22 protein-coding genes and 1 other annotated feature are annotated in these 19,335 nt (G+C 28.2%); of the genes, 16 read left to right on the top strand and 6 right to left on the bottom strand.

The window, feature by feature from the left end; translation table 11 throughout:
* Window positions 1–14: 14 nt before the first annotated feature.
* Together JW646_RS04080 and JW646_RS04075 are read right to left on the bottom strand one after the other, a co-directional pair.
* Window positions 15–650: a 4Fe-4S binding protein gene (locus JW646_RS04080; RefSeq protein WP_228416683.1), complete on the bottom strand. Its 636-nt coding sequence runs from the start codon at window positions 648–650 to the stop codon at window positions 15–17.
* A gap of 5 nt (window positions 651–655) precedes the next feature.
* Window positions 656–862 (bottom strand): DUF362 domain-containing protein, encoded by a 207-nt coding sequence (locus JW646_RS04075; RefSeq protein ID WP_148558021.1) that lies wholly within the window; start codon window positions 860–862, stop codon window positions 656–658.
* A 187-nt stretch (window positions 863–1,049) separates the two neighbouring features.
* Window positions 1,050–1,312 (top strand) — a binding site (T-box leader).
* A 208-nt stretch (window positions 1,313–1,520) separates the two neighbouring features.
* On the opposite strand from JW646_RS04075, the gene JW646_RS04070 reads away from it, so the two are divergent.
* The 5 genes from JW646_RS04070 (at window position 1,521) to JW646_RS04050 (ending at window position 6,715) form a co-directional block, all read left to right on the top strand.
* Window positions 1,521–1,739 carry a hypothetical protein gene (locus JW646_RS04070; RefSeq protein WP_074918741.1) on the top strand — a complete coding sequence of 73 codons (219 nt, stop codon included), beginning with the start codon at window positions 1,521–1,523 and terminating at the stop codon, window positions 1,737–1,739.
* Window positions 1,740–1,814: 75 nt separating this feature from the next.
* Window positions 1,815–2,810 (top strand): ketol-acid reductoisomerase, encoded by a 996-nt coding sequence (ilvC, locus tag JW646_RS04065; RefSeq protein WP_272491857.1) that lies wholly within the window; start codon window positions 1,815–1,817, stop codon window positions 2,808–2,810.
* 26 nt (window positions 2,811–2,836) lie between these two features.
* Window positions 2,837–4,516: a biosynthetic-type acetolactate synthase large subunit gene (ilvB, locus tag JW646_RS04060; protein ID WP_228416681.1), complete on the top strand. Its 1,680-nt coding sequence runs from the start codon at window positions 2,837–2,839 to the stop codon at window positions 4,514–4,516.
* Window positions 4,517–4,652: 136 nt separating this feature from the next.
* On the top strand, window positions 4,653–5,891 hold the full coding sequence (locus tag JW646_RS04055) for an Ig-like domain-containing protein (RefSeq protein ID WP_228416680.1): 1,239 nt from the start codon (window positions 4,653–4,655) through the stop codon (window positions 5,889–5,891).
* A 146-nt stretch (window positions 5,892–6,037) separates the two neighbouring features.
* Entirely contained in the window at window positions 6,038–6,715 is a 678-nt protein-coding gene (locus JW646_RS04050; protein ID WP_074918733.1) for a Crp/Fnr family transcriptional regulator, read from the top strand.
* 225 nt (window positions 6,716–6,940) lie between these two features.
* On the opposite strand, the gene JW646_RS04045 is transcribed toward JW646_RS04050, so the two are convergent.
* Window positions 6,941–7,771 (bottom strand): DegV family protein, encoded by an 831-nt coding sequence (locus JW646_RS04045; protein WP_228416679.1) that lies wholly within the window; start codon window positions 7,769–7,771, stop codon window positions 6,941–6,943.
* A gap of 237 nt (window positions 7,772–8,008) precedes the next feature.
* Here JW646_RS04045 and trhA point away from each other — a divergent pair, with 237 nt between their 5' ends.
* Together trhA and JW646_RS04035 are read left to right on the top strand one after the other, a co-directional pair.
* The gene (gene trhA, locus JW646_RS04040; protein ID WP_228416678.1) at window positions 8,009–8,677 is read left to right on the top strand and encodes a PAQR family membrane homeostasis protein TrhA; all 669 of its coding nucleotides are present in this window, start codon (window positions 8,009–8,011) and stop codon (window positions 8,675–8,677) included.
* A gap of 17 nt (window positions 8,678–8,694) precedes the next feature.
* The gene (locus JW646_RS04035) at window positions 8,695–9,789 is read left to right on the top strand and encodes a DUF6884 domain-containing protein (RefSeq protein ID WP_228416677.1); all 1,095 of its coding nucleotides are present in this window, start codon (window positions 8,695–8,697) and stop codon (window positions 9,787–9,789) included.
* A 101-nt stretch (window positions 9,790–9,890) separates the two neighbouring features.
* On the opposite strand, the gene JW646_RS04030 is transcribed toward JW646_RS04035, so the two are convergent.
* Window positions 9,891–10,106 (bottom strand): YdbC family protein, encoded by a 216-nt coding sequence (locus tag JW646_RS04030; RefSeq protein WP_074918725.1) that lies wholly within the window; start codon window positions 10,104–10,106, stop codon window positions 9,891–9,893.
* A gap of 489 nt (window positions 10,107–10,595) precedes the next feature.
* Here JW646_RS04030 and JW646_RS04025 point away from each other — a divergent pair, with 489 nt between their 5' ends.
* Entirely contained in the window at window positions 10,596–11,528 is a 933-nt protein-coding gene (locus JW646_RS04025; protein WP_228416676.1) for a macro domain-containing protein, read from the top strand.
* Window positions 11,529–11,598: 70 nt separating this feature from the next.
* On the top strand, window positions 11,599–12,363 hold the full coding sequence (locus JW646_RS04020; protein ID WP_074918721.1) for a ribonuclease H1 domain-containing protein: 765 nt from the start codon (window positions 11,599–11,601) through the stop codon (window positions 12,361–12,363).
* Between the two features lie 134 nt (window positions 12,364–12,497).
* On the opposite strand, the gene JW646_RS04015 is transcribed toward JW646_RS04020, so the two are convergent.
* On the bottom strand, window positions 12,498–13,574 hold the full coding sequence (locus tag JW646_RS04015; protein ID WP_074918719.1) for a pyridoxal phosphate-dependent aminotransferase: 1,077 nt from the start codon (window positions 13,572–13,574) through the stop codon (window positions 12,498–12,500).
* A gap of 208 nt (window positions 13,575–13,782) precedes the next feature.
* Here JW646_RS04015 and hpt point away from each other — a divergent pair, with 208 nt between their 5' ends.
* The 6 genes from hpt to JW646_RS03985 all read left to right on the top strand — a co-directional run bounded on the left by hpt (window position 13,783) and on the right by JW646_RS03985 (window position 18,251).
* Window positions 13,783–14,307: a hypoxanthine phosphoribosyltransferase gene (gene hpt / locus JW646_RS04010; RefSeq protein WP_074918717.1), complete on the top strand. Its 525-nt coding sequence runs from the start codon at window positions 13,783–13,785 to the stop codon at window positions 14,305–14,307.
* Between the two features lie 176 nt (window positions 14,308–14,483).
* Window positions 14,484–15,404 carry a phosphatase PAP2 family protein gene (locus JW646_RS04005; protein ID WP_228416675.1) on the top strand — a complete coding sequence of 307 codons (921 nt, stop codon included), beginning with the start codon at window positions 14,484–14,486 and terminating at the stop codon, window positions 15,402–15,404.
* 30 nt (window positions 15,405–15,434) lie between these two features.
* Complete coding sequence (locus JW646_RS04000; protein ID WP_228416674.1) at window positions 15,435–16,661, top strand: BaiN/RdsA family NAD(P)/FAD-dependent oxidoreductase; 1,227 nt, start codon at window positions 15,435–15,437, stop codon at window positions 16,659–16,661.
* A gap of 90 nt (window positions 16,662–16,751) precedes the next feature.
* Window positions 16,752–16,970, top strand: coding sequence for an alpha/beta-type small acid-soluble spore protein (locus tag JW646_RS03995; RefSeq protein WP_228416673.1), 219 nt, complete (start codon window positions 16,752–16,754; stop codon window positions 16,968–16,970).
* Window positions 16,971–17,396: 426 nt separating this feature from the next.
* Window positions 17,397–18,005 carry a manganese efflux pump MntP gene (locus tag JW646_RS03990; RefSeq protein WP_074918709.1) on the top strand — a complete coding sequence of 203 codons (609 nt, stop codon included), beginning with the start codon at window positions 17,397–17,399 and terminating at the stop codon, window positions 18,003–18,005.
* A gap of 75 nt (window positions 18,006–18,080) precedes the next feature.
* A complete protein-coding gene (locus tag JW646_RS03985) occupies window positions 18,081–18,251 on the top strand; it encodes a hypothetical protein (protein ID WP_175487682.1) in 171 nt (56 codons plus the stop codon).
* A 55-nt stretch (window positions 18,252–18,306) separates the two neighbouring features.
* Here the strand turns inward: JW646_RS03985 and JW646_RS03980 are convergent, their stop codons facing one another.
* Window positions 18,307–18,783, bottom strand: coding sequence for a hypothetical protein (locus JW646_RS03980; protein ID WP_074918707.1), 477 nt, complete (start codon window positions 18,781–18,783; stop codon window positions 18,307–18,309).
* Between the two features lie 160 nt (window positions 18,784–18,943).
* Between JW646_RS03980 and JW646_RS03975 the strand changes: the two genes are divergently transcribed.
* A complete protein-coding gene (locus tag JW646_RS03975; RefSeq protein WP_228416672.1) occupies window positions 18,944–19,249 on the top strand; it encodes a DUF1540 domain-containing protein in 306 nt (101 codons plus the stop codon).
* Window positions 19,250–19,335 lie beyond the last annotated feature (86 nt).

Here is a 19,335-nt window from a genome sequence, read left to right as displayed (position 1 = left end):
ATTTAAATAGTATTTTAACTAACTTTGCTAGAACAGCTGCTACAACTGCTACATGATGTATTGCTTTTGTTTGTGTATTTTGCTTTTGATATTAATTGTGTCATAGTTCCCATTGGACAATAAACGCACCAAGATTTTGGTTTGTACAATAGCATTGTTACTATTCCAAGGATTGTTGATGTTAACATCATACTATAAAATCCAAAGGCAAATTGAGCTACCCAAGGAGTTACCATACTAGTATTAGTCCATGCCCAAGGAACTTTGAAGGTCCAAATTAATTTTACAACTTCTTTTAAATTGTTTGTTCCATTAAATACTAAATAAGTATTGAATAACATTACAACGAACATTGTCATAAAGAAGGCTAAAAATCCATATCTAAACCACTTACTTCTTAAAAATTTAGGTATATCTCTATTTTTTGATAATTTTAATTTGTTACCCATTAAATCTAACATTTGACCTCTACCACAGTAAGTGTTGCAATAAGTTTTACCATGACCAGTTAAAGAGATTATTAAAGGTATTAAGAAACATAATACACCTAGCCAACCAAATAATATATTGAAAAACCCTAATGTTAAGTATGTGACACTTATTATCCACATATAATCTTTAAAAGTTTTTTTCTTTTTATTTTTATTCATAATTATTATTCCACCTCCACTTTTTCTATATTTATAACCGACGCAGGACATGATTTTGCGCATTTTCCGCATCCTACACATTTATCTAAGTCTATCTCTGCAAATACACCTTGCTCTATGTGTATTAAATTAAAAGGACATACTTTTACACAAGTACCACAAGCTACACAGTAATCTTTATCTATAATTGCTTTTCTTTTTATCTTTGCCATTTAAATTTCCTCCTCAATGATTTAAAAGTATTATAATATTTTTATATATGAAATACAGTGATAAAGTCACTTTGAAGAAATTCTGTAGACTGTATATTGGAAAGAAAATTCAGAAAATTTTTAAAAATAGGTTGACATTAAACAAGAACATTCATATAATTACTGATATAAATTGAAATTAATAAATTTAGAAGCTTTGACGGAGACAAAAATGCTTAGTCTAATTAATTACAGAGAGCCAATGTTGGTGAGAATTGGTGTTAATTTAAGTATATAATGATCACTCCCAGCTTTCATGTTGAAAAGTTTTCCTTAGTAAATATGAACGTGTGCTAGCGTTACTTAGCTATAGTTAAGATTAGCCCTGACTAGAATAAATGAGAGGTAACCTGTATATTTTTTTAGGTTATAATTAAGGTGGTACCGCGGAATATAACTTTCGTCCTTATGAGCAAATAAATATTGCTTATAATGGCGGAAGTTTTTTTATTTGCAAAAATATATAAAAATCTACTCAGTTTCTATGTGTAACATGAAAAGTTAAGAGGTAAGTGAATTTTGAGCAAGATCGTTGCCTGAAATTTCATAGCGGCCACACAGTGGCTTAAGCCAAGCGAATTTTAAATAAAATTGTAAAAATTTATAGGAGGTAATTTATATGAAAAGAAATGTATATGCAAGTTTAAATCAAGGAATGGATTCATTTTTAAGGGTTGCTATGACTCTTAGAAGAAAAGAACTGGAAGTGGAATCAATGAGTATGTGGGCAGAAAACTGTGGAATGCATTTAATAATAAACGACGAAACAACATCTTTAGAAGATGTAATAAACTATATGAGAAAACTACATGATGTATCTGATTTAAAAGTAATGTAATAACTAAAGAAATATGAAGCAATATCTATAAAGATAAATTCATAATTATAAATTTTAACTAAACTCAGGGGGTAAATGAAAATGAAAATGTTTTATGAACAAGATGTAAAAATGGATGCTTTAAATGGGAAAAAAGTAGCAGTACTTGGATATGGAAGTCAAGGTCATGCACATGCACAAAACCTTAGAGATAGCGGTGTTGAAGTAATTGTTGGATTACATGATACTAGTAAATCGAGAGAAAAAGCTAAAGATGATGGATTTGAAGTGCTTAGTGTATCAGATGCCACAAAAACAAGTGATATAGTAATGTGTTTAATGCCAGATACGGCTCAAAAGAAAATATATGATAAACATATAAAAGATAACTTAAAAGAAGGCCAAACGCTGGCTTTTGCCCATGGTTTCAATATACATTATAGCTTAATAAATCCACCAGAATTTGTAGATGTAGTTATGGTAGCACCAAAGGGTCCTGGTCACTTAGTAAGATCTGTTTACAAAGAAGGAAGCGGAGTGCCTTGTTTATTTGCAGTATATCAAGACGCTAGTGGAAGTGCTAGAGATACTGTACTTGCTTATGCAAAGGGGATAGGTGGAACTAGAGCTGGAGTTTTAGAGACTACTTTTAAAGAAGAAACTGAAACAGATTTATTTGGAGAACAAGCAGTGCTTTGTGGTGGTTGTGAAGAGCTAATAAAAGCTGGATTTGAAACTTTGGTAAATGCAGGATATCAGCCAGAAGTTGCTTATTTTGAATGCTTACACGAAATGAAATTAATAGTCGATTTAATGTATGAGGGGGGACTTGAAAGAATGAACTACTCAGTTAGTGATACAGCTGAATGGGGTGGATATGTATCAGGACCGAGAGTAATAAATGATGCATCCAAAGAGGCTATGAAAGATGTACTTAAAGATATACAAAATGGGAAATTTGCAAAAGAGTGGATACAGGAAAATGAAGATGGTTGTGAAGATTTCTTAAATAGAAGAACTCAACAATATCATGCAGAAATATCGCAAACAGGTAGAACTTTAAGAAGTATGATGACTTTTTTAAACAAATAAGATTGATATAAAAGGAGGTAAATTAGGTGGATGGGTCAAGAGTAATATTAGAATGTCTTATAAAGGAAGGGGTAGATACTATATTTGGTTACCCTGGAGGAGCGGTAATACCTCTTTATGATGCTTTATATGATTATACAGACAAACTAAATCATGTGAGAACTTCTCATGAGCAAGGAGCAGTTCACGCAGCTGATGGTTATGCAAGAAGCTCAGGTAAAGTTGGGGTATGTTTTTTAACTTCAGGTCCAGGAGCAACAAATGCAATTACAGGTATAGCTACAGCTTATATGGATTCTTCTCCATTAGTATGCTTTAGTGGTCAAGTACCTACAGCTTTACTAGGAAAAGATTCTTTCCAAGAAATAGATATAACTGGTGTTACTTTGTCAGTAACGAAGCACAACTTTTTAATAAGAAAAGTAGAAGACTTACCAAAAACTATAAAAAAAGCATTTGAAATTGCTAATAGCGGGAGAAAAGGCCCTGTGTTAATAGATATTCCAAAGGATTTAATGTTGGCAGAAGTTGACTTTAATATGGATGATTATATTTCATCTAATTTAGAAAATCCTTTAAAAAGTGAATATGAATTAAAAGAAGATTATGATAATAAAGAGAAAGTTGATTTAGCTTGTGATTTAATAAGAGAAAGCAAAAGACCTATAATATATGCTGGAGGTGGTGTAAAGTCTGCTAATGAGGAAAAATTACTAGTGGATTTTGCAAAGAAAATTGATACACCTGTATTAAATACAATAATGGGTCTTGGTAATATAGATAGAAGAGATGACTTATCCCTAGGTTTGTTAGGCATGCATGGAAGTAAAGAGGGGAATTTGGCCATATCTAACTCAGATTTAATAATAGCCATAGGAGCTAGATTTAGTGATAGAGTAATAGGCAAAAGCTGTGAATTTGCAAAAAATGCAAAGGTAATTCACATAGATATAGATCCTTCTGAAATAAATAAAAATATAAAATCAGAAGTTAATTTAGTAGGAGATTTATCTTCATTGCTTAAGGAACTATACAATAAAGTAGAAAAAAAAGATAATTATAATTGGAAAAAAGAAATAAAGGCTTATGAAGATAAAGAACATATTATAGGTAAAGATGAATTCCATCCACAAAATATATTATATTTAGTAAATAAAAAAGTGGGAGATAATACTGTGGTAGTAACAGATGTGGGTCAACATCAAATGTGGACTGCTAAGTATTGGGACTTTACTCTTGGGAAAAATTTTATAACATCAGCAGGTCTTGGAACTATGGGATTTGGTGTGGGAGCAGCAATAGGAGCAAAACTTGGTGTTCCAAACAAAAATATAGTTTTAGTAACAGGAGATGGAAGTTTTAGAATGAATTGTAATGAAATGGCCACCATTTCAACTTATAAAATACCTGTTCTAATATTGCTTCTTAACAATTCTACTTTAGGTATGGTTAGACAATGGCAAAAACTTTTTTCAAAGAAACGATATTCTCAGACTGATGTGGATCCAAGTGTAGACTATGTAATGTTGGCAAAGGCTTATGGAATAGATGGTTACAAAGCAACAAATTTAAAGGAGCTAAAGAATATTTTAAGTGAGGTAAATATGGATAAACCAGTATTTTTAGAGTGTGTAATAAATATGGATTACGATGTTTATCCAATAGTACCTCCTAATGAAACCTTATTAAATTTAATATGCAATTAAGATATGAAGGTGAGTTTATAGTAAGCTCACCTGTTTATTTTTGACAAATTAGTTACAATATTGAAAGAATTATGGAATTTATATTTATAAATGTGTTATGTTCAAATTAAAGCTTTTTAATAAGGGGGAAATTTGAATGAAGAAAAAAATATTATCTTTACTACTATCACTTATGATGATAGTAAGTATAACAGCATCGTCTTTTGCAGATGAAGTAAGAAATGTAATACCAAAAAATATAGCAATGGAAGATATTTTAGGTGATATCTTGCTTAAAGAGGATTCTGAGTTAGAAGCTAAACTTACGAATATAAAGCTGGATACTGAAAAAAAATATACTGTTGATGGAGACTTATCAATAATCATGTATAAATTAAATTTAACTAGTGATACGAGTATAGATCTTAGTTATAAGTCAACTTCAAAAATGTTTGGTATTTCAGTGGTAAATGCAGACTCAGCAATGGAAGAAGATTACCTAATGAATTATGATGATATTTCACCTATTTGGGTTGATACAATGTCAAACCAAACAGGTAAAACATCTAATAATACAAATTTAAAATTGAAAAAAGGAAAGTATGTAATTGCAGTTGCTTCAACTAAAGGTGAATATGCAGTTAGAGCAAACACAATAAAAAATTTAAAAACAATGTCACCATTTACTGTAAAAAAAGTACTTCCAGGTACTACTTCTTTATCAGGAACAGGTGTAGCTGGTGCAAAAGTAACTGTTATGACAGATAGTAATAAAACATATACAACAACTGTAAAATCAGATAATACATATAAATTAACTATTCCTAAGCAAGAAGAATATTCTGGAGTATTAGTTAAAATGGAAAAATCAGGTTATGGCTCTAAGTTAGCTTTGGTTTTGGTAGAAAATGCTAATTTTTCTACATTTACTGTTAATCAAGTAAAATCAACTTCAACAAAAGTAACTGGCAAAGGTAAAAGTGGTGCAACAGTAAGAGCCTATGTTAAGGGCAAAAAAATAGGACAAACTACAGTGAAATCTGATGGTACATACTCAATGAAGATAAAAAAACAATCTTCTGGAAAAAAAGTTTTAGTTAAAATGTATAAAACTGGTTATAATACTAAATCTAAAACTGTAACAGTTAAAAAGGTTTTTAGTAAAAAACTTACTGTAAACTCAGTAAAATCAACACAAAAGACTATAACTGGAAAAGGTTCAAAGGGTTCAACAGTAAAAGCTTATATTAATAATAAACAAATAGGAAAGGCTACTGTTAAATCAAATGGAACATACTCAATGAAAATAAAAAAACAATCAAAAGGGAAATCTATAATAGTTAAAATGTACAAAAGTGGATATTCAACATCTTCAAAAAGTATAAAAATCAAATAAAAGCTATAGAGTGCATTAAATATTTTTAAAAGTGTGTTGTTTTAACAACATGCTTTTATTTTTTGCTTATAATAGTTCATGTTTCGAACTATGCATTTTTATATACAAAAATGCTATAATTACTTAAGAGAGATGAGGTGGTTGCTATGATGGATTTTAATGAAGATAGAGTTACACAAATATGTTCAAATTCTATAATATTTAAAAATTTAGAAAAAGATGCTATTAAAAAGTTCTTATCTTCTTTAGCATATAAAGTTGTATTTATAAAAAAAGGCGAAATGATTATAAAAGAAGATGATCATATTGACTATTTAGGAGTAATTCTAGAAGGGGAAGTTAATGTATGTAAGTATTGCCCTGATGGTAGCGAAAGTTTATTAGCTAAATTGCAAACTCATGAGGTTTTTGCTTTGGATATATTAGGTACACCATCTCAAAAAAGTTTTTACAATGTTTATACAACAAAACCATCTTTTATTTTGAAAATTGATAAAAAAATATTGGAAAAAGCCATAATTTCATCTGAACGAGATTCTTGTAATATCTATGAAAATATTATTACTTGTTTAGCAAATACTTGTGCAAAAAAATGTCATAAAATAGAATTAGTGTCTCAGCGAAGTATAAGAGATAAGATTATGACTTACTTGTTAATTCAAAAAAAGAATAAAAATTCTAATAAGTTTAGAATTTCTTTTGATAGAGACCAATTAGCTAACTACTTATGTGTAAATAGAAGTGTTTTATCCCATGAACTATCATTGATGCAACAAGAGGGAATTATAAAATTTAGAAAAAACGAATTTGAAATTCTTAAATAGTGTTGTTTAAACAACATACATAAAGTTATGGGTAGAGTATACTATAGTTATAAATACTTAATTAGTATTTATCTTGGTATAAAGGATTAAAAAATATTACTTGGACTTGGCCTACAATATGTTTACTCGAAAAACATATTAATAGCCGTATTATTAAAAAATCAAAATAGACTTAGATAGCATACTTGGCAGCTGTCTAAGTCTATTTTGATTTTTTGCAGTTTATTACATACAAGATATTCCCATAACTCCTGGTCCAGAATGAGAACATATAACGCATCCTATATTAACAAAATAAATATTTTTAACTTCTCCTTCTTTTTCCAAAGCTTCTTTCATTACCCCTAAATCGTCTTCATTGTCTCCACAACCTAAAATGATTGTCTTATCTTTTAAATCTTTACCAAATCTATTTACTATGGTTTTTGCCAAAGTTGAGTAAATTTGCTTTTTACCCCTAACTTGAGACTTTTGAGACACTAAACCATCCTTAACTTCTAAAATAGGTTTAATTGATAACAAATTTCCAAGTGCAGCCTTAGTAGAAGAAATTCTACCGCCCATTTTTAAATATTCTAAAGTATCTACAGAGAAGGCTACTTCAACTTCATTTTTATGTTTTTCTAAATTTGAAAGAATGTCATTAACAGAGTAACCCATTTCAACCATTTCACATGCTTTTATTACAAATAAAGCACTCCCTATAGATAAATTTCCCGTGTCAAAAATAGAAACATTGTCATATCCGTCGTTTTTTGCTAACATGGCACTTTGATAAGTTCCAGATGCTATTGAAGATCCAGAGATATAAATTATTTGTGTATTTTCATCGTATTTTTCAAATACAGATTTAAATTGTACATAAGTAGCCTGAGAAGTTTTTGGCATACTATCACTTTCTCTAAGCATTTTATAAAAATCTTTTGTAGTTAAATTTTCTCCAGCTAAATATTCTTTATCGTTAAAAATCACTGTTAAAGGTACTATATCAACATTATATTTTTCAAGTATTTCTTGTGGCAAATCAGAAATACTATCACATACTATTTTTATCATTTCTTAATCCTCCAATTATTGCTTATTATAAAATATACTATCATCATGAAAAAATATTGTAAAGCCAAATTTTTGACATTCAAAATAAATTATGGTAACTTAATTTAAATGATTTAAATTAGTAATGAGATTTCTGTATAAGAAGGAATTGTGAAGTTAAAAATCGTACTATAATTAGTGTGTATAAAATGTATATTTCTAAACAGAAATGACCTGAAAAGAAGTAGGAGGAATAATATGAGAACAAAATTAAGTGACAGAAAGTTACCTAACTATTCTATAGCAGAGGAAAGATTTAATTACATATCTCATATAGTAGGTGGTGCTATTGGCGTAATAGCTTTAATATTGTGTGTAGTAATCTCAGCATGGCATCACGATATAATGGCAATAGCAACATCGGTAGTATATGGAATAACAATGATATTACTATACTCTATGTCGTCTATATACCACGGTTTAAAAGATGGAATGGCGAAGAGAGTATTTCAGGTTTTAGATCACTGTGCTATTTATATTTTGATAGCCGGCACATATACACCTATTGCACTTTGCGCTGTAAGAGAGGTAGATCCAATAGTAGGATGGAGTATATTTATTGTAGAATGGTCGCTTGCCATAATAGCAATCATATTTAATGCAATTGATTTAAAAAAATATGCTGTATTTTCTATGATATGTAATTTAATAATGGGATGGGGAATAGTTGTAGTAGTTCCTGTGGCTATTAAGGCTCTTACTTGGAATGGATTTATGTATATTTTAGTAGGAGGAATATTCTATACAGTTGGAGCTGTTTTATATGGCATAGGCAGGAATAAAAGTTATATGCATTGCATTTTCCATGTATTTGTGTTGCTTGGAAGTATAGCTCACTTATTTGGAATAATGTTTTATGTATTATAAATTAGGGGGAGATATTATTGAGTAAAATTGCACTAATATCCTGTGCTAATGGAAAAAAGGCTAAATTTAATTTAGTTAAGGATATAGATAATGAAAGTCAATTATTTAAGCTATCTATGGACTATGGGAAAAAATTTGCAGATGAAGTTTATATATTAACTTCAAGATATGGCCTTGTAAAAGAAAAGGATTATACCATGTCTTATAATGAGTCGCCTAACTTTGCAAGTGAAATGGAAAATAGACTATGGTCACTGGAAATCTTGAAAAAATTGAACAATTTTACGAATATACATGAAGATGAATATATTATTTTATCAGATAATAACTATTACAAAAACTATGTGGAATTTTTAAACAATGTGGACATTCCTTTGGCGCACTTATCAGTTGAAGAAAAGATAAATTTTTTAAGAGAAGAGCTAAATGAAGAAAATAGAGGTAAGACTTCTTATGTAGAAAAATTACATATACTTTTTAATTCTATGAAAAAATATAATCACAATAATTTTGATGAAATTCCTTTTACCAATGGTATATATGTAGTTTTAGATAAAAAAGAAAAATACAAAGGCATGAATAGGATTGTAAGAATAGGCACTCATGATAAGGATAATAAATTAATTGTTAGAATTAAAAATCACTATAAAAATGGATTTAAAGATAGTAGCTTTTTTAGAAAAAATATAGGAAAGTCTATTTTACATTATAATGAACATGACTATTTATATATTTGGAATATAAACTTTAAAGATAAAGTTAATGAAAATAGATATTCTAAACTTAGAAATATGGAAGTAGAATCGAGTTTAGAAGAAAAAATTAGTAATTATATGAAAGATAGGTTTGAATTTGTATGTTTTGAAGTGGAAGACTTAAAAGACAGGCACAGACTAGAAGAAGGTTTAATTTCAACAATATATAATAATGATGAATTTGATAGTTCTCAGAAGTGGCTAGGAAAATACAGTCCTGTAGAGGAAATAAGGGATAGTAAAATGTGGGTATCAAAAATATATGATAATGCCAAATTAAACGAAGTTGAATTTAGAAAAGTTATAACTTTGTGTGTGAAATCAAATGAGGAAAGAGTAGAACTTAGTAAAGTGTAAAACAATAATTATTTATTACAATAAAAGAACTTATTTCAATAAGAATATACATCTTATTAAAATAAGTTCTTTTTAAATTTAAGTTTATTTAAAATAGTAATTTATAAATTATTAATTATTTCTTTTAAGGCTTCAAATTCTTCATTACTTAATGTAATTCCTTTTCCCATTTTTTCATGATCTGGACCCCAGTCCCTTAAGTCATATTTTGGTTTAGCCCCATTCCAACTAATAAGATTTAGCTCTTTTGTCCATCCTTTAGTATTTTCAGATAATACTCCTAAATTTTCAACTATATCATATTTAAAATCTGCCATTTATAAAAACTCCTTTTTTTATAACATTTTATCATATATTTCTATTATTATAAAATATAGGATATTATAAACAATTTTATACTAAAATATATGTTCTTAAGTGTCAATTTTTATATAATTTTCATTATTAGGAACCTGAATATTTATTTTTCATAATATATATTATCCTTAAAAGGTAAATGTTAGATGTGGCTAAAATCACCGGAGGCAGGACATGAGAATAATAAAATGTATAGTGAATATTTTTTTGAAAAAAGTAATGTATAAATATAAAAATGTATCTTATATGGAACTTTCCATAGGTCTGGAAGAAGATGATTATAAATAGAAAAAGTTAGATTTGTCTAACTTTTTCTATTTAGTTTATGATAATTTTAATAAAAATGTTTATAATTAAATTGTAGGGTCAATAATAAAAAGGGATTTTATACTTTTTTATAGAAAATGTATGAGAAGCTAATAATATATTGTTGAAAGGGGGTTGTATATATGGACAGTATAGATAACAGAATTAAAATTGTAAAAGACGAAGTAATAGATATTAAAGTAGATGCTGTAGTAAATCCAACGGATGAGTGTTTTAGTGGTAGTGATGGACTGGATAAGCTAATTCAAAAGACTGCTGGACAAAAACTTAGGAAGAAGTTATCCAAAAGTGGAACTTGCCAAGTAGGTCATAGCATTATTACAAAAGGATATGATTTGAATGTAAAAAGTATAGTTCACACCTGCACACCTAAATGGGAAGGTGGAGATGAAGATGAATGTCATTTGTTATATTCCTGTTATAAACAATCTATAGATATGGCAGTGGAATGTGATAATAAAACAATAGCAATTCCTTCAATCAGTTCAGGAAATAATAAGTTTCCTTTAGACAAATCAGCTAATATAGCCTATTATGCAGCATGGAAAATGATAAAAAAATATGATTCTAAAGACCTAGAAACTATATATTTTTCATGTACAAATAAAAACACCTACGAATATTATAAGAAGCTTTCCCAGGATTATAAAGATATAGAATTTTCATTAGAAATGATTGAGCAATATAAAAAAATGGATAAATACAACCAATATAATTATACTATTGATGACTTTGTTAGAAATTTAGGAGTAGAAAATTCTTATAATATTTTTTTACTTAAAGAAGCATTTTTGGCAGGAAATATTGAATTGGAATTTATTGAAGAAACTGTAAAAGTGCTTAAACAAGTCTTTTTACAAATGAAAAATATGAGTAAAAACTTTGCTGAAAAGGTTTATATAGAAGAACTGGAATTAACGAAAAACATATTAAAAGAAATATTTAATACCATCGATTATGATACTATAGAGCATGCAAAAGAAAGAACAAAGGAATATTTTGTCCATGTAAATGATTATGTTTTTGAGAAAATAAACAATTCTTATAGATATTAATTATATAATTTAGTATTATTAATGATATTATAATATGTGTTTATAATGCATAAATGAAAGGAATTTTAATATGTCTAAAAAGAAGTACTATGCAGTTAAAGTTGGAAAAACACCAGGAATATATTTTACTTGGGCTGACTGCTCTGCACAGGTAACCGGTTATAAAGGAGCAAAATACAAAAGCTTTCCAACTATTGAAGAAGCTATGGATTTTATTGGTGATACTAATTCAGCAGTTATTAAAAAAGAAGAAACAGTTAAGGAAACGTCATCAATTAAGAAAAAGACTACTACAAATACAAAAGAACTAAAAGAAGGTTATAACGTTAAGCCAATTAGAAGTACTGCAAAAGTTAAAACCTATAAATCATATATAAATCCAGAAGAAATTATTAATGATTATGAATTTATTGCTTTTGTTGATGGAAGTTATGATAGAGGAAATCAAATATTTGGATCTGGAGTAATTGTACTTGACCCTAATAATAATTCTCATGATACTTACTACAATGCAGGATATGACAAATGGGACCAATGGAATATTGTGGGGGAATTAGAATCTGTAAAAGTTGCTATAAATAAGGCAAAAGAATTAGGAAAACAAAATATAGCTATTTATCACGATTTAAAAAATATAGCTTTGTGGGCTAGTGGTGAGTGGCAGGCAAAGAATGAGTACACTCAGGAATATGTAAGATATATGGAAAAAATGAGTGAAGAATTGAATATTTGTTTTGTAAAAGTAAAGGCACATAGTAATGAAAGTGTGTACAATGATTTAGCAGATGAAGCTGCAAAAGGCGCTATTATAAAATATTTAAATGAGAATAAGTAAAAAATTTATTTTGAGCAAGGTCGTTGCCTGAAGCGATAGCGAAGGCATCTCGTTGGCGACATGAGTGAAGAGAATTTTATATAGTTTTAATCAATAATAAAAGGACATATAATATGTCCTTTTATTATTATAAATTAATATAAAATTTCCTTTAAAGATTTAATAAGATATCTATTGTCTTCTGGTTTTAAGACACATACTCTAAAGAAGTATTCATCTAGGCCGTCAAAGGAGTCGCAGTCTCTTATTATAATTTTTTTAGGTATCAACTTTTCTCTAAGTTCACGGGCTGTTATAGTTTTATCTTTTAATTTGCATAATATAAAATTGCCCTTACTTTCATAAACGTTAAGATTATTAAATTCACATAAAGAATTATATAGATAATTTCTCTCGTCTAAAATTATATTTATGCAAGTTTGGATATAATTATTGTCCGTGAACATTATTTCACCCATAGATGAAGCAATAACATTTATATTCCATAAGTCAAGATTTTTGTTGATTTGATTTTTTATATCTTCATTTCCAATTAAGCCATATCCTAATCTAATACCAGGTGTAGAGAAAAACTTAGAAGTTCCTCTAATTACAAATAAGTTATTATATTGATCAACTAAGGATGTGGAAGAATAAATACTAGTATTTGTAAATTCAATATATGTTTCGTCTACCATAACAAAAGCATTGGTATTTTTTAGTATAATTTCTATTTCAAATTTAGAAAAAGAGAAGCCTGTTGGATTATTAGGATTGCATATGATAATTAAATCACATTCATGCTTGTTTATAAAGTCCAAAAACTCCACTGGATTTACTTTAAAATCATTGTGCTGCCTAGAAAAATATTTGATTACTTCACAATCAATTTTTTTTAGCTCTTTTTCATACTCTGAATATGCGGGAGAAAGAAGAACAGCCCTCTTAGGAGCAATAGTACCTATAAAGGAAGATATAAGTTCTGTAGCACCACTTCCTAAAACCATATTATCTTTATTACAATTGCAATAAGAGGATATTGATTTTTTTAATGTTGCATATTCTGGATCGGGATAAACTGATACCATATTTATATTATTAATTACATATTCCTTAGCTAAAGTTGATGTGCCAAATGGATTAATATTAGAGCTGAAGTCTAAAAATTCATCTTTTGAAAAACCATATTGTTTTGACAAATCATATAAATTAGCGCCATGATTTACACTCATAATTAGCCCTCCAATTTTTTTGATTCTTAATATAGTATAGTATAAATTAAATATACGTAGATATGTACAAAAATAAAAAGAATATTGTACTAATACAATATATGAAATATTTTACAAAAAAATATAATATAAAACACGAATGAAAATGCTTGAAAAAGGCAGAATATATGTTATAATAAACATGATTCATCATTACTGGGAGGAAATTATGTATAAATTAAATGGAGTTTTATACTCAGCAGAAGAACTAAAAAACAAAGTTAAAGAACTGGCAAGTCAAATAGAAAAAGATTATGCTGGAGAAGAGTTACTAGTAGTTGGAATATTAAAAGGTGCTAGTGTTTTTTGTGCTGACTTAATAAGAGAGATAAATTTAGATGTAAGAATGGACTTTATGGTTGTTTCAAGTTATGGAACATCAACTGCTTCATCAGGTACAGTTAAAATAATAAAAGATTTAGATGTGGATATAGAAAATAAAAACGTATTAATAGTAGAAGATATAATTGATTCAGGTTTAACTTTAAGCTCATTAGTTGCAGCTTTAAAAACTAGAAAACCAAAATCATTAAGACTTTGTACATTATTAGACAAGCCAGAAAGAAGAACATCAGATATTAAAGTTGATTATGTAGGATATGTAATTGAGGACAAATTTATAGTTGGATATGGGATAGATTACGCTGAGAAATATAGAAATCTTCCTTATATAGGTATTGTTGAAGATATATAAGAACATAATAAAAAAGGAGTATAAGAGTGAATCTTATACTCCTTTTAGCATATTTCAAAATGTAAATTATAAGAAAAATAACAAAATATTATATTTATTGTCAAAAGATATATATTTATTTTGAAAAATTATGTAAAATAGAGAGGAATAAGTATTTTATTGAAAGGTGGTAAATTATGGGATCTCAACTGGACATATTAATGTATTTACAAAGTATAAGAAATGAGTTACTTACAGGTATATTTACATTCTTTACTATATGCACAGAAGTACCGGTAATAACCGTATTAACAGGGGTAATATATTGGTGTATAAATAAAAAAGCAGGGCAAAGAACTATATTTGCTCTTTGTGGAAGTTTAAATATAAATGCAGGGGTTAAAAATTACGTTAAAATGCCAAGACCTATAGGTACAGATGGTTTACAATCTTTAAGAATAGAAACTGCAACAGGATATTCTTTTCCTAGTGGGCATACTCAAACGTCTACAACTTTTTGGACTTCTATGATGTACTTATTTAGAAAATCATGGATATATATTATAGGAATATTAATGATTATAGGTGCAGGAATATCAAGATTATACTTAGGTGTTCATTGGCCAATGGATGTAATTGTTGCATGGGGATTTGGCATAGTTTTAAGTATAATATTTATAAAATTATTTGACTACATAGATGATAGTAAAAATTACTATATATTAGTAGTTTTGATGTTGATATTTGGAGTTTGTACATATTTTATTGGTGGAGAAGATTTATACAAGATGTTTGGTCTTTATACAGGCTTTGCACTTGGTTACATGGTAGAAGATACTTTTATTAACTTTAGTACGGAAAATGAGACTAGAAGAAAAAATATATTTGCTAAAAATCCTTCAAAAAAAGAAGGCTTAGGCAAAAAAATACTTAGATTTGTAGTAGGGATAATATCATTATTAGCAGTTTATTTACTGCTTAATTATGTGCAAGATACTTTAATAGTTAATAAAACAGAGGAGATAATTAATATTATCAAATATTTTAAATATACAATTGTAGTATTTTGGGGTGTAGCAGGCGCCCCAGCATTATTTAAACTATTTAAACTAGCATAAATTTCCCTATTTATAAGGAAGGATGATTATTTGAAAACAGTAGTAGTAATAGGTGGAGGACCGGCAGGAATGATGGCAGCATCAACTGCAGCTGATAATGGAGCTAATGTTATACTTTTAGAAAAACAACATAGATTAGGAAGAAAACTTTTGATTACAGGAAAGGGAAGATGTAATATTACTAATGATTGTGATGTGGAAGAATTAATAGAAAATGTACCTACAAATGGTAAATTTTTATACAGTGCATTTTACACATTTACAAATTATGATGCAGTAACTATGTTTAATTCCCTTGGCCTTGCAACTAAAACAGAAAGAGGGAAAAGAGTATTCCCAGAAAGTGATAAAGCCTTAGATGTGGTAAAAGCTTTAGAAAAACAAATTAAAGATAAAAAAGTAAAGATTATATTAGACGCTAAGGTTAACAAAATTATAGCAAAAGAGAATAAAATAGAAAAAGTTATTTATAACAATAATGAAGTAATAACATGCGACAGTGTAATATTAGCCACGGGAGGCATGAGCTATCCTCTTACTGGATCTACAGGAGATGGATACAAGTTTGCTAAGTCTTTAGGACATACAATAATAAGTCCCAAACCTTCTTTGATTGGTATTGAAGTTCAAGAAAATTTTGTTAAAGATTTAGAAAAATTATCTCTTAGAAATGTGGCAATAACTGTTATTAATAGCAAAAACAAAAAAATATATGATGACTTTGGTGAGTTAGAATTCACAAAATATGGTCTAGATGGACCTATAATAAAATCTGCTAGTTGTAGAATGAAGGATACTAGCAAAGAAAATTACAAAATTAATCTTGATTTAAAACCAGCACTAGATGAGGAAAAGTTAGATAAAAGGATTATTAAAGATTTTACAAAGTACACAAACAAAAACTTTGAAAACTCATTAGATGATTTACTTCCAAAAAAACTTATACCAATAATAATTGAATTAAGTGAAATACCGAGACACTTAAAAGTAAATCAAATATCTAAAAAACAAAGGTTAAATTTAGTTCATTTATTAAAAAATCTTACTTTTACTGTAAAGAGATATAGACCAATAGAAGAAGCTATAGTAACTTCTGGAGGAATAAAAGTAAGTGAAATTAATTCCAGTACTATGGAATCTAAAATTATAAACAATCTTTTCTTTGCAGGAGAAATTATAGATGTGGATGCATATACTGGAGGATTTAATCTCCAAATAGCTTATTCAACAGCTTATTTAGCTGGTACCAATTGTTAAAAATTTTGTCAAAAATTGCATACATGTTAAATCTCAATTGTAACATAATAGTATTAGAAACAAATATTAAAAAAGAAAAGAGGTAATAACATGGCAACTAACAATAATAATACAAAGGTAGTTCCAGAAGCAAAAGCTGCATTAAATCAAATGAAATTAGAAATAGCAAATGAACTTGGTATGTCTAATTATCAACAAGTTGATAAAGGAAATCTTACAGCTAGAGAAAATGGTTATGTAGGTGGATACATGACTAAAAAACTTGTTGAAATGGCAGAACAACAAATGGCTGGAAAAGGTCAACAATAATTAAAAAATATAAATAATATATAGTTAAAAGTAGAGGTAAGTAAAAAGGAATTAGTTCCATTTTACTTACCTCTTTATTTTTATATTAATTATATTGTAAAAATCGTTCAAAATAGAAAATAAAGGTTATATTGACTAATAAAAGAAAATATATTAAAATAAATAATACTTTGATAAGGGAGTAGTTGGCACTGGAATTTCAGTGTAATAAAGTCAACATGCTGATAGTTATACTATCTGGCTTTATTTTGAATGATGAGACTTATCTATAGCAAAGCTATAGATGGGTCTTTTTTTATTTGAATTAGCAAAGATAAATGGTTGGATGTAGAAAATTTACAGTTCACACTGTGGCTTAATGAAGTTGATTTTGGGAAGAATATATCAAAGTAGAATTAAAATTTAATAACGGAAGGAAGGAAAAATATGAGTTTAATTGAGTTATTCATATTAGCAGTAGGACTTTCCATGGATGCTTTTGCCGTATCAATTTGTAAAGGATTATCACTTAGAAAGGTTACTTTTAAAGAGTGTGGAAAAGTTGGTCTATACTTTGGAGGTTTTCAAGGAGGAATGCCTCTTATTGGATTTATACTAGGAGTACAATTTAAGGACTATATAACTAACATAGATCATTGGATAGCATTTATTTTATTATCATTTATAGGAATAAACATGATAAGAGAGTCTATGGAAAAGGATGAAGATGGTGGAATTGTAGATTTAACAGAAGCAGCTGTAGGAGAAGAAGAAGTAAATCAACTTGGATTCAAAAACATGATTATGCTTGCTATTGCTACTAGTATAGATGCTCTAGCAGTAGGTGTAACATTTGCATTTTTACAAGTAGATATTATACCGGCTGTGTCATTTATAGCAATAGTTACGTTTATTTTATCTGCTATAGGCGTTAAAATAGGAAATGTATTTGGAACAAAGTATAAATCAAAAGCAGAATTTGCAGGAGGGGCTATTTTAATATTAATGGGTATTAAAATATTATTAGAACATTTAGGTTTTTTCCCATTTGCATAGAAAAATAAATAAAAATACATGTCTTGGTTAAAATAACTCTAGATGTAAAATATTAAATACATAAGGAGTGTTATTATGGCAGTATTAGATTTTAACAAAATTAAACAAGACTTTATTAATGCAGATGTAGATGGAAAAATAAGAATATATACTACTACAGAAGGATTAAGTGTAGAACAATTTAGAGAATTATTAAGATATTATCCTATACAACATTTATCTAAGTTAGAAAAAGCTATGGGATAAATAAAAATTGAAATTTTAAAAGCACTACTAAAAATTAGTTTAGTAGTGCTTTTTTTTAACTAAAATTAGTTTTTCTTATGTAATTGTAGATTCTCTCATTGCCCAATTCAATATCTCCTGTTTCAACATATTGGATAATATTGTCCATATCATTGCCATTTAGATATTGCATGGGGATAATTAAATCATAGCCTTCATCTGATAAAAGATTTTTGAGTTTTACTTTTTGAGAAATGTTGGGTGGGGATACTTTCTTCTTTTCTTTTTTTCTTTTGCGACAAGTTGCTAAGTTTTCATTTTGCATATCAATAAGAGTATTTATGTATTCTATGTAAGAAGATTTGAAATCCTCTTCCTTTAATAGATCTTCGCTTAATATATCATTAATATAATCATCGCATAAAATATTTTGTGCAAACTTATCGGCGGTTAATTTGCCAGTAACTATCCCCTTTTGGTACTTTCTCAAAATGCTTTTGGTGTGACTATAAAGCTTATTGCGTGTTTCTAAGTCTAATTCTCTTATTTCCATAAGGGATCACTCCTATTTTCATAATAAGTTCTTATATGTTATTGTTGCCATATTTAAAGTTTGCATACTTTCAAAACCTAAACTCAATTAATTAAGAAAAACATAATTATATTTTGAATTTTACACATAATAAAGTAGATAACTTTAGGAGGTGAATTTTATGGAAAATGGAAATTTAAAATGTAATGCTACTAATTGTGCCCACAATGAAAGTTGTGAATGTAGAGCAGGAGCAATAAATGTTGCAGGACGTGAAGCAGTTGCAACTAGCGAGACAGGATGTAGTTCTTTTGTTGATGAAGCAAATGGAGGATTTACAAACTGTGCAGATTGCGGATGTACAAAGCCACAAAATATAAAATGTGAAGCTTGCAATTGCAAATACAATGAAAATGAATGTTGTACAGCTGACGATGTTAGAATAAATGCAAATGATGCATCTTGCGAAACATTTGTACAAAAATAATAAAAATTTTCTATAAGTTAATATTTAAAACAAAAAAGCCCTTTTGGGCTTTTTTATTATATATAAATTATTTTTAAAAATGCAGA

The organism is Terrisporobacter hibernicus (genome assembly GCF_020809405.1).
In the GTDB taxonomy this organism is placed as follows: Bacteria; Bacillota; Clostridia; order Peptostreptococcales; family Peptostreptococcaceae; genus Terrisporobacter; species Terrisporobacter petrolearius.
This window is presented reverse-complemented; position numbering and strand designations above follow the sequence as displayed.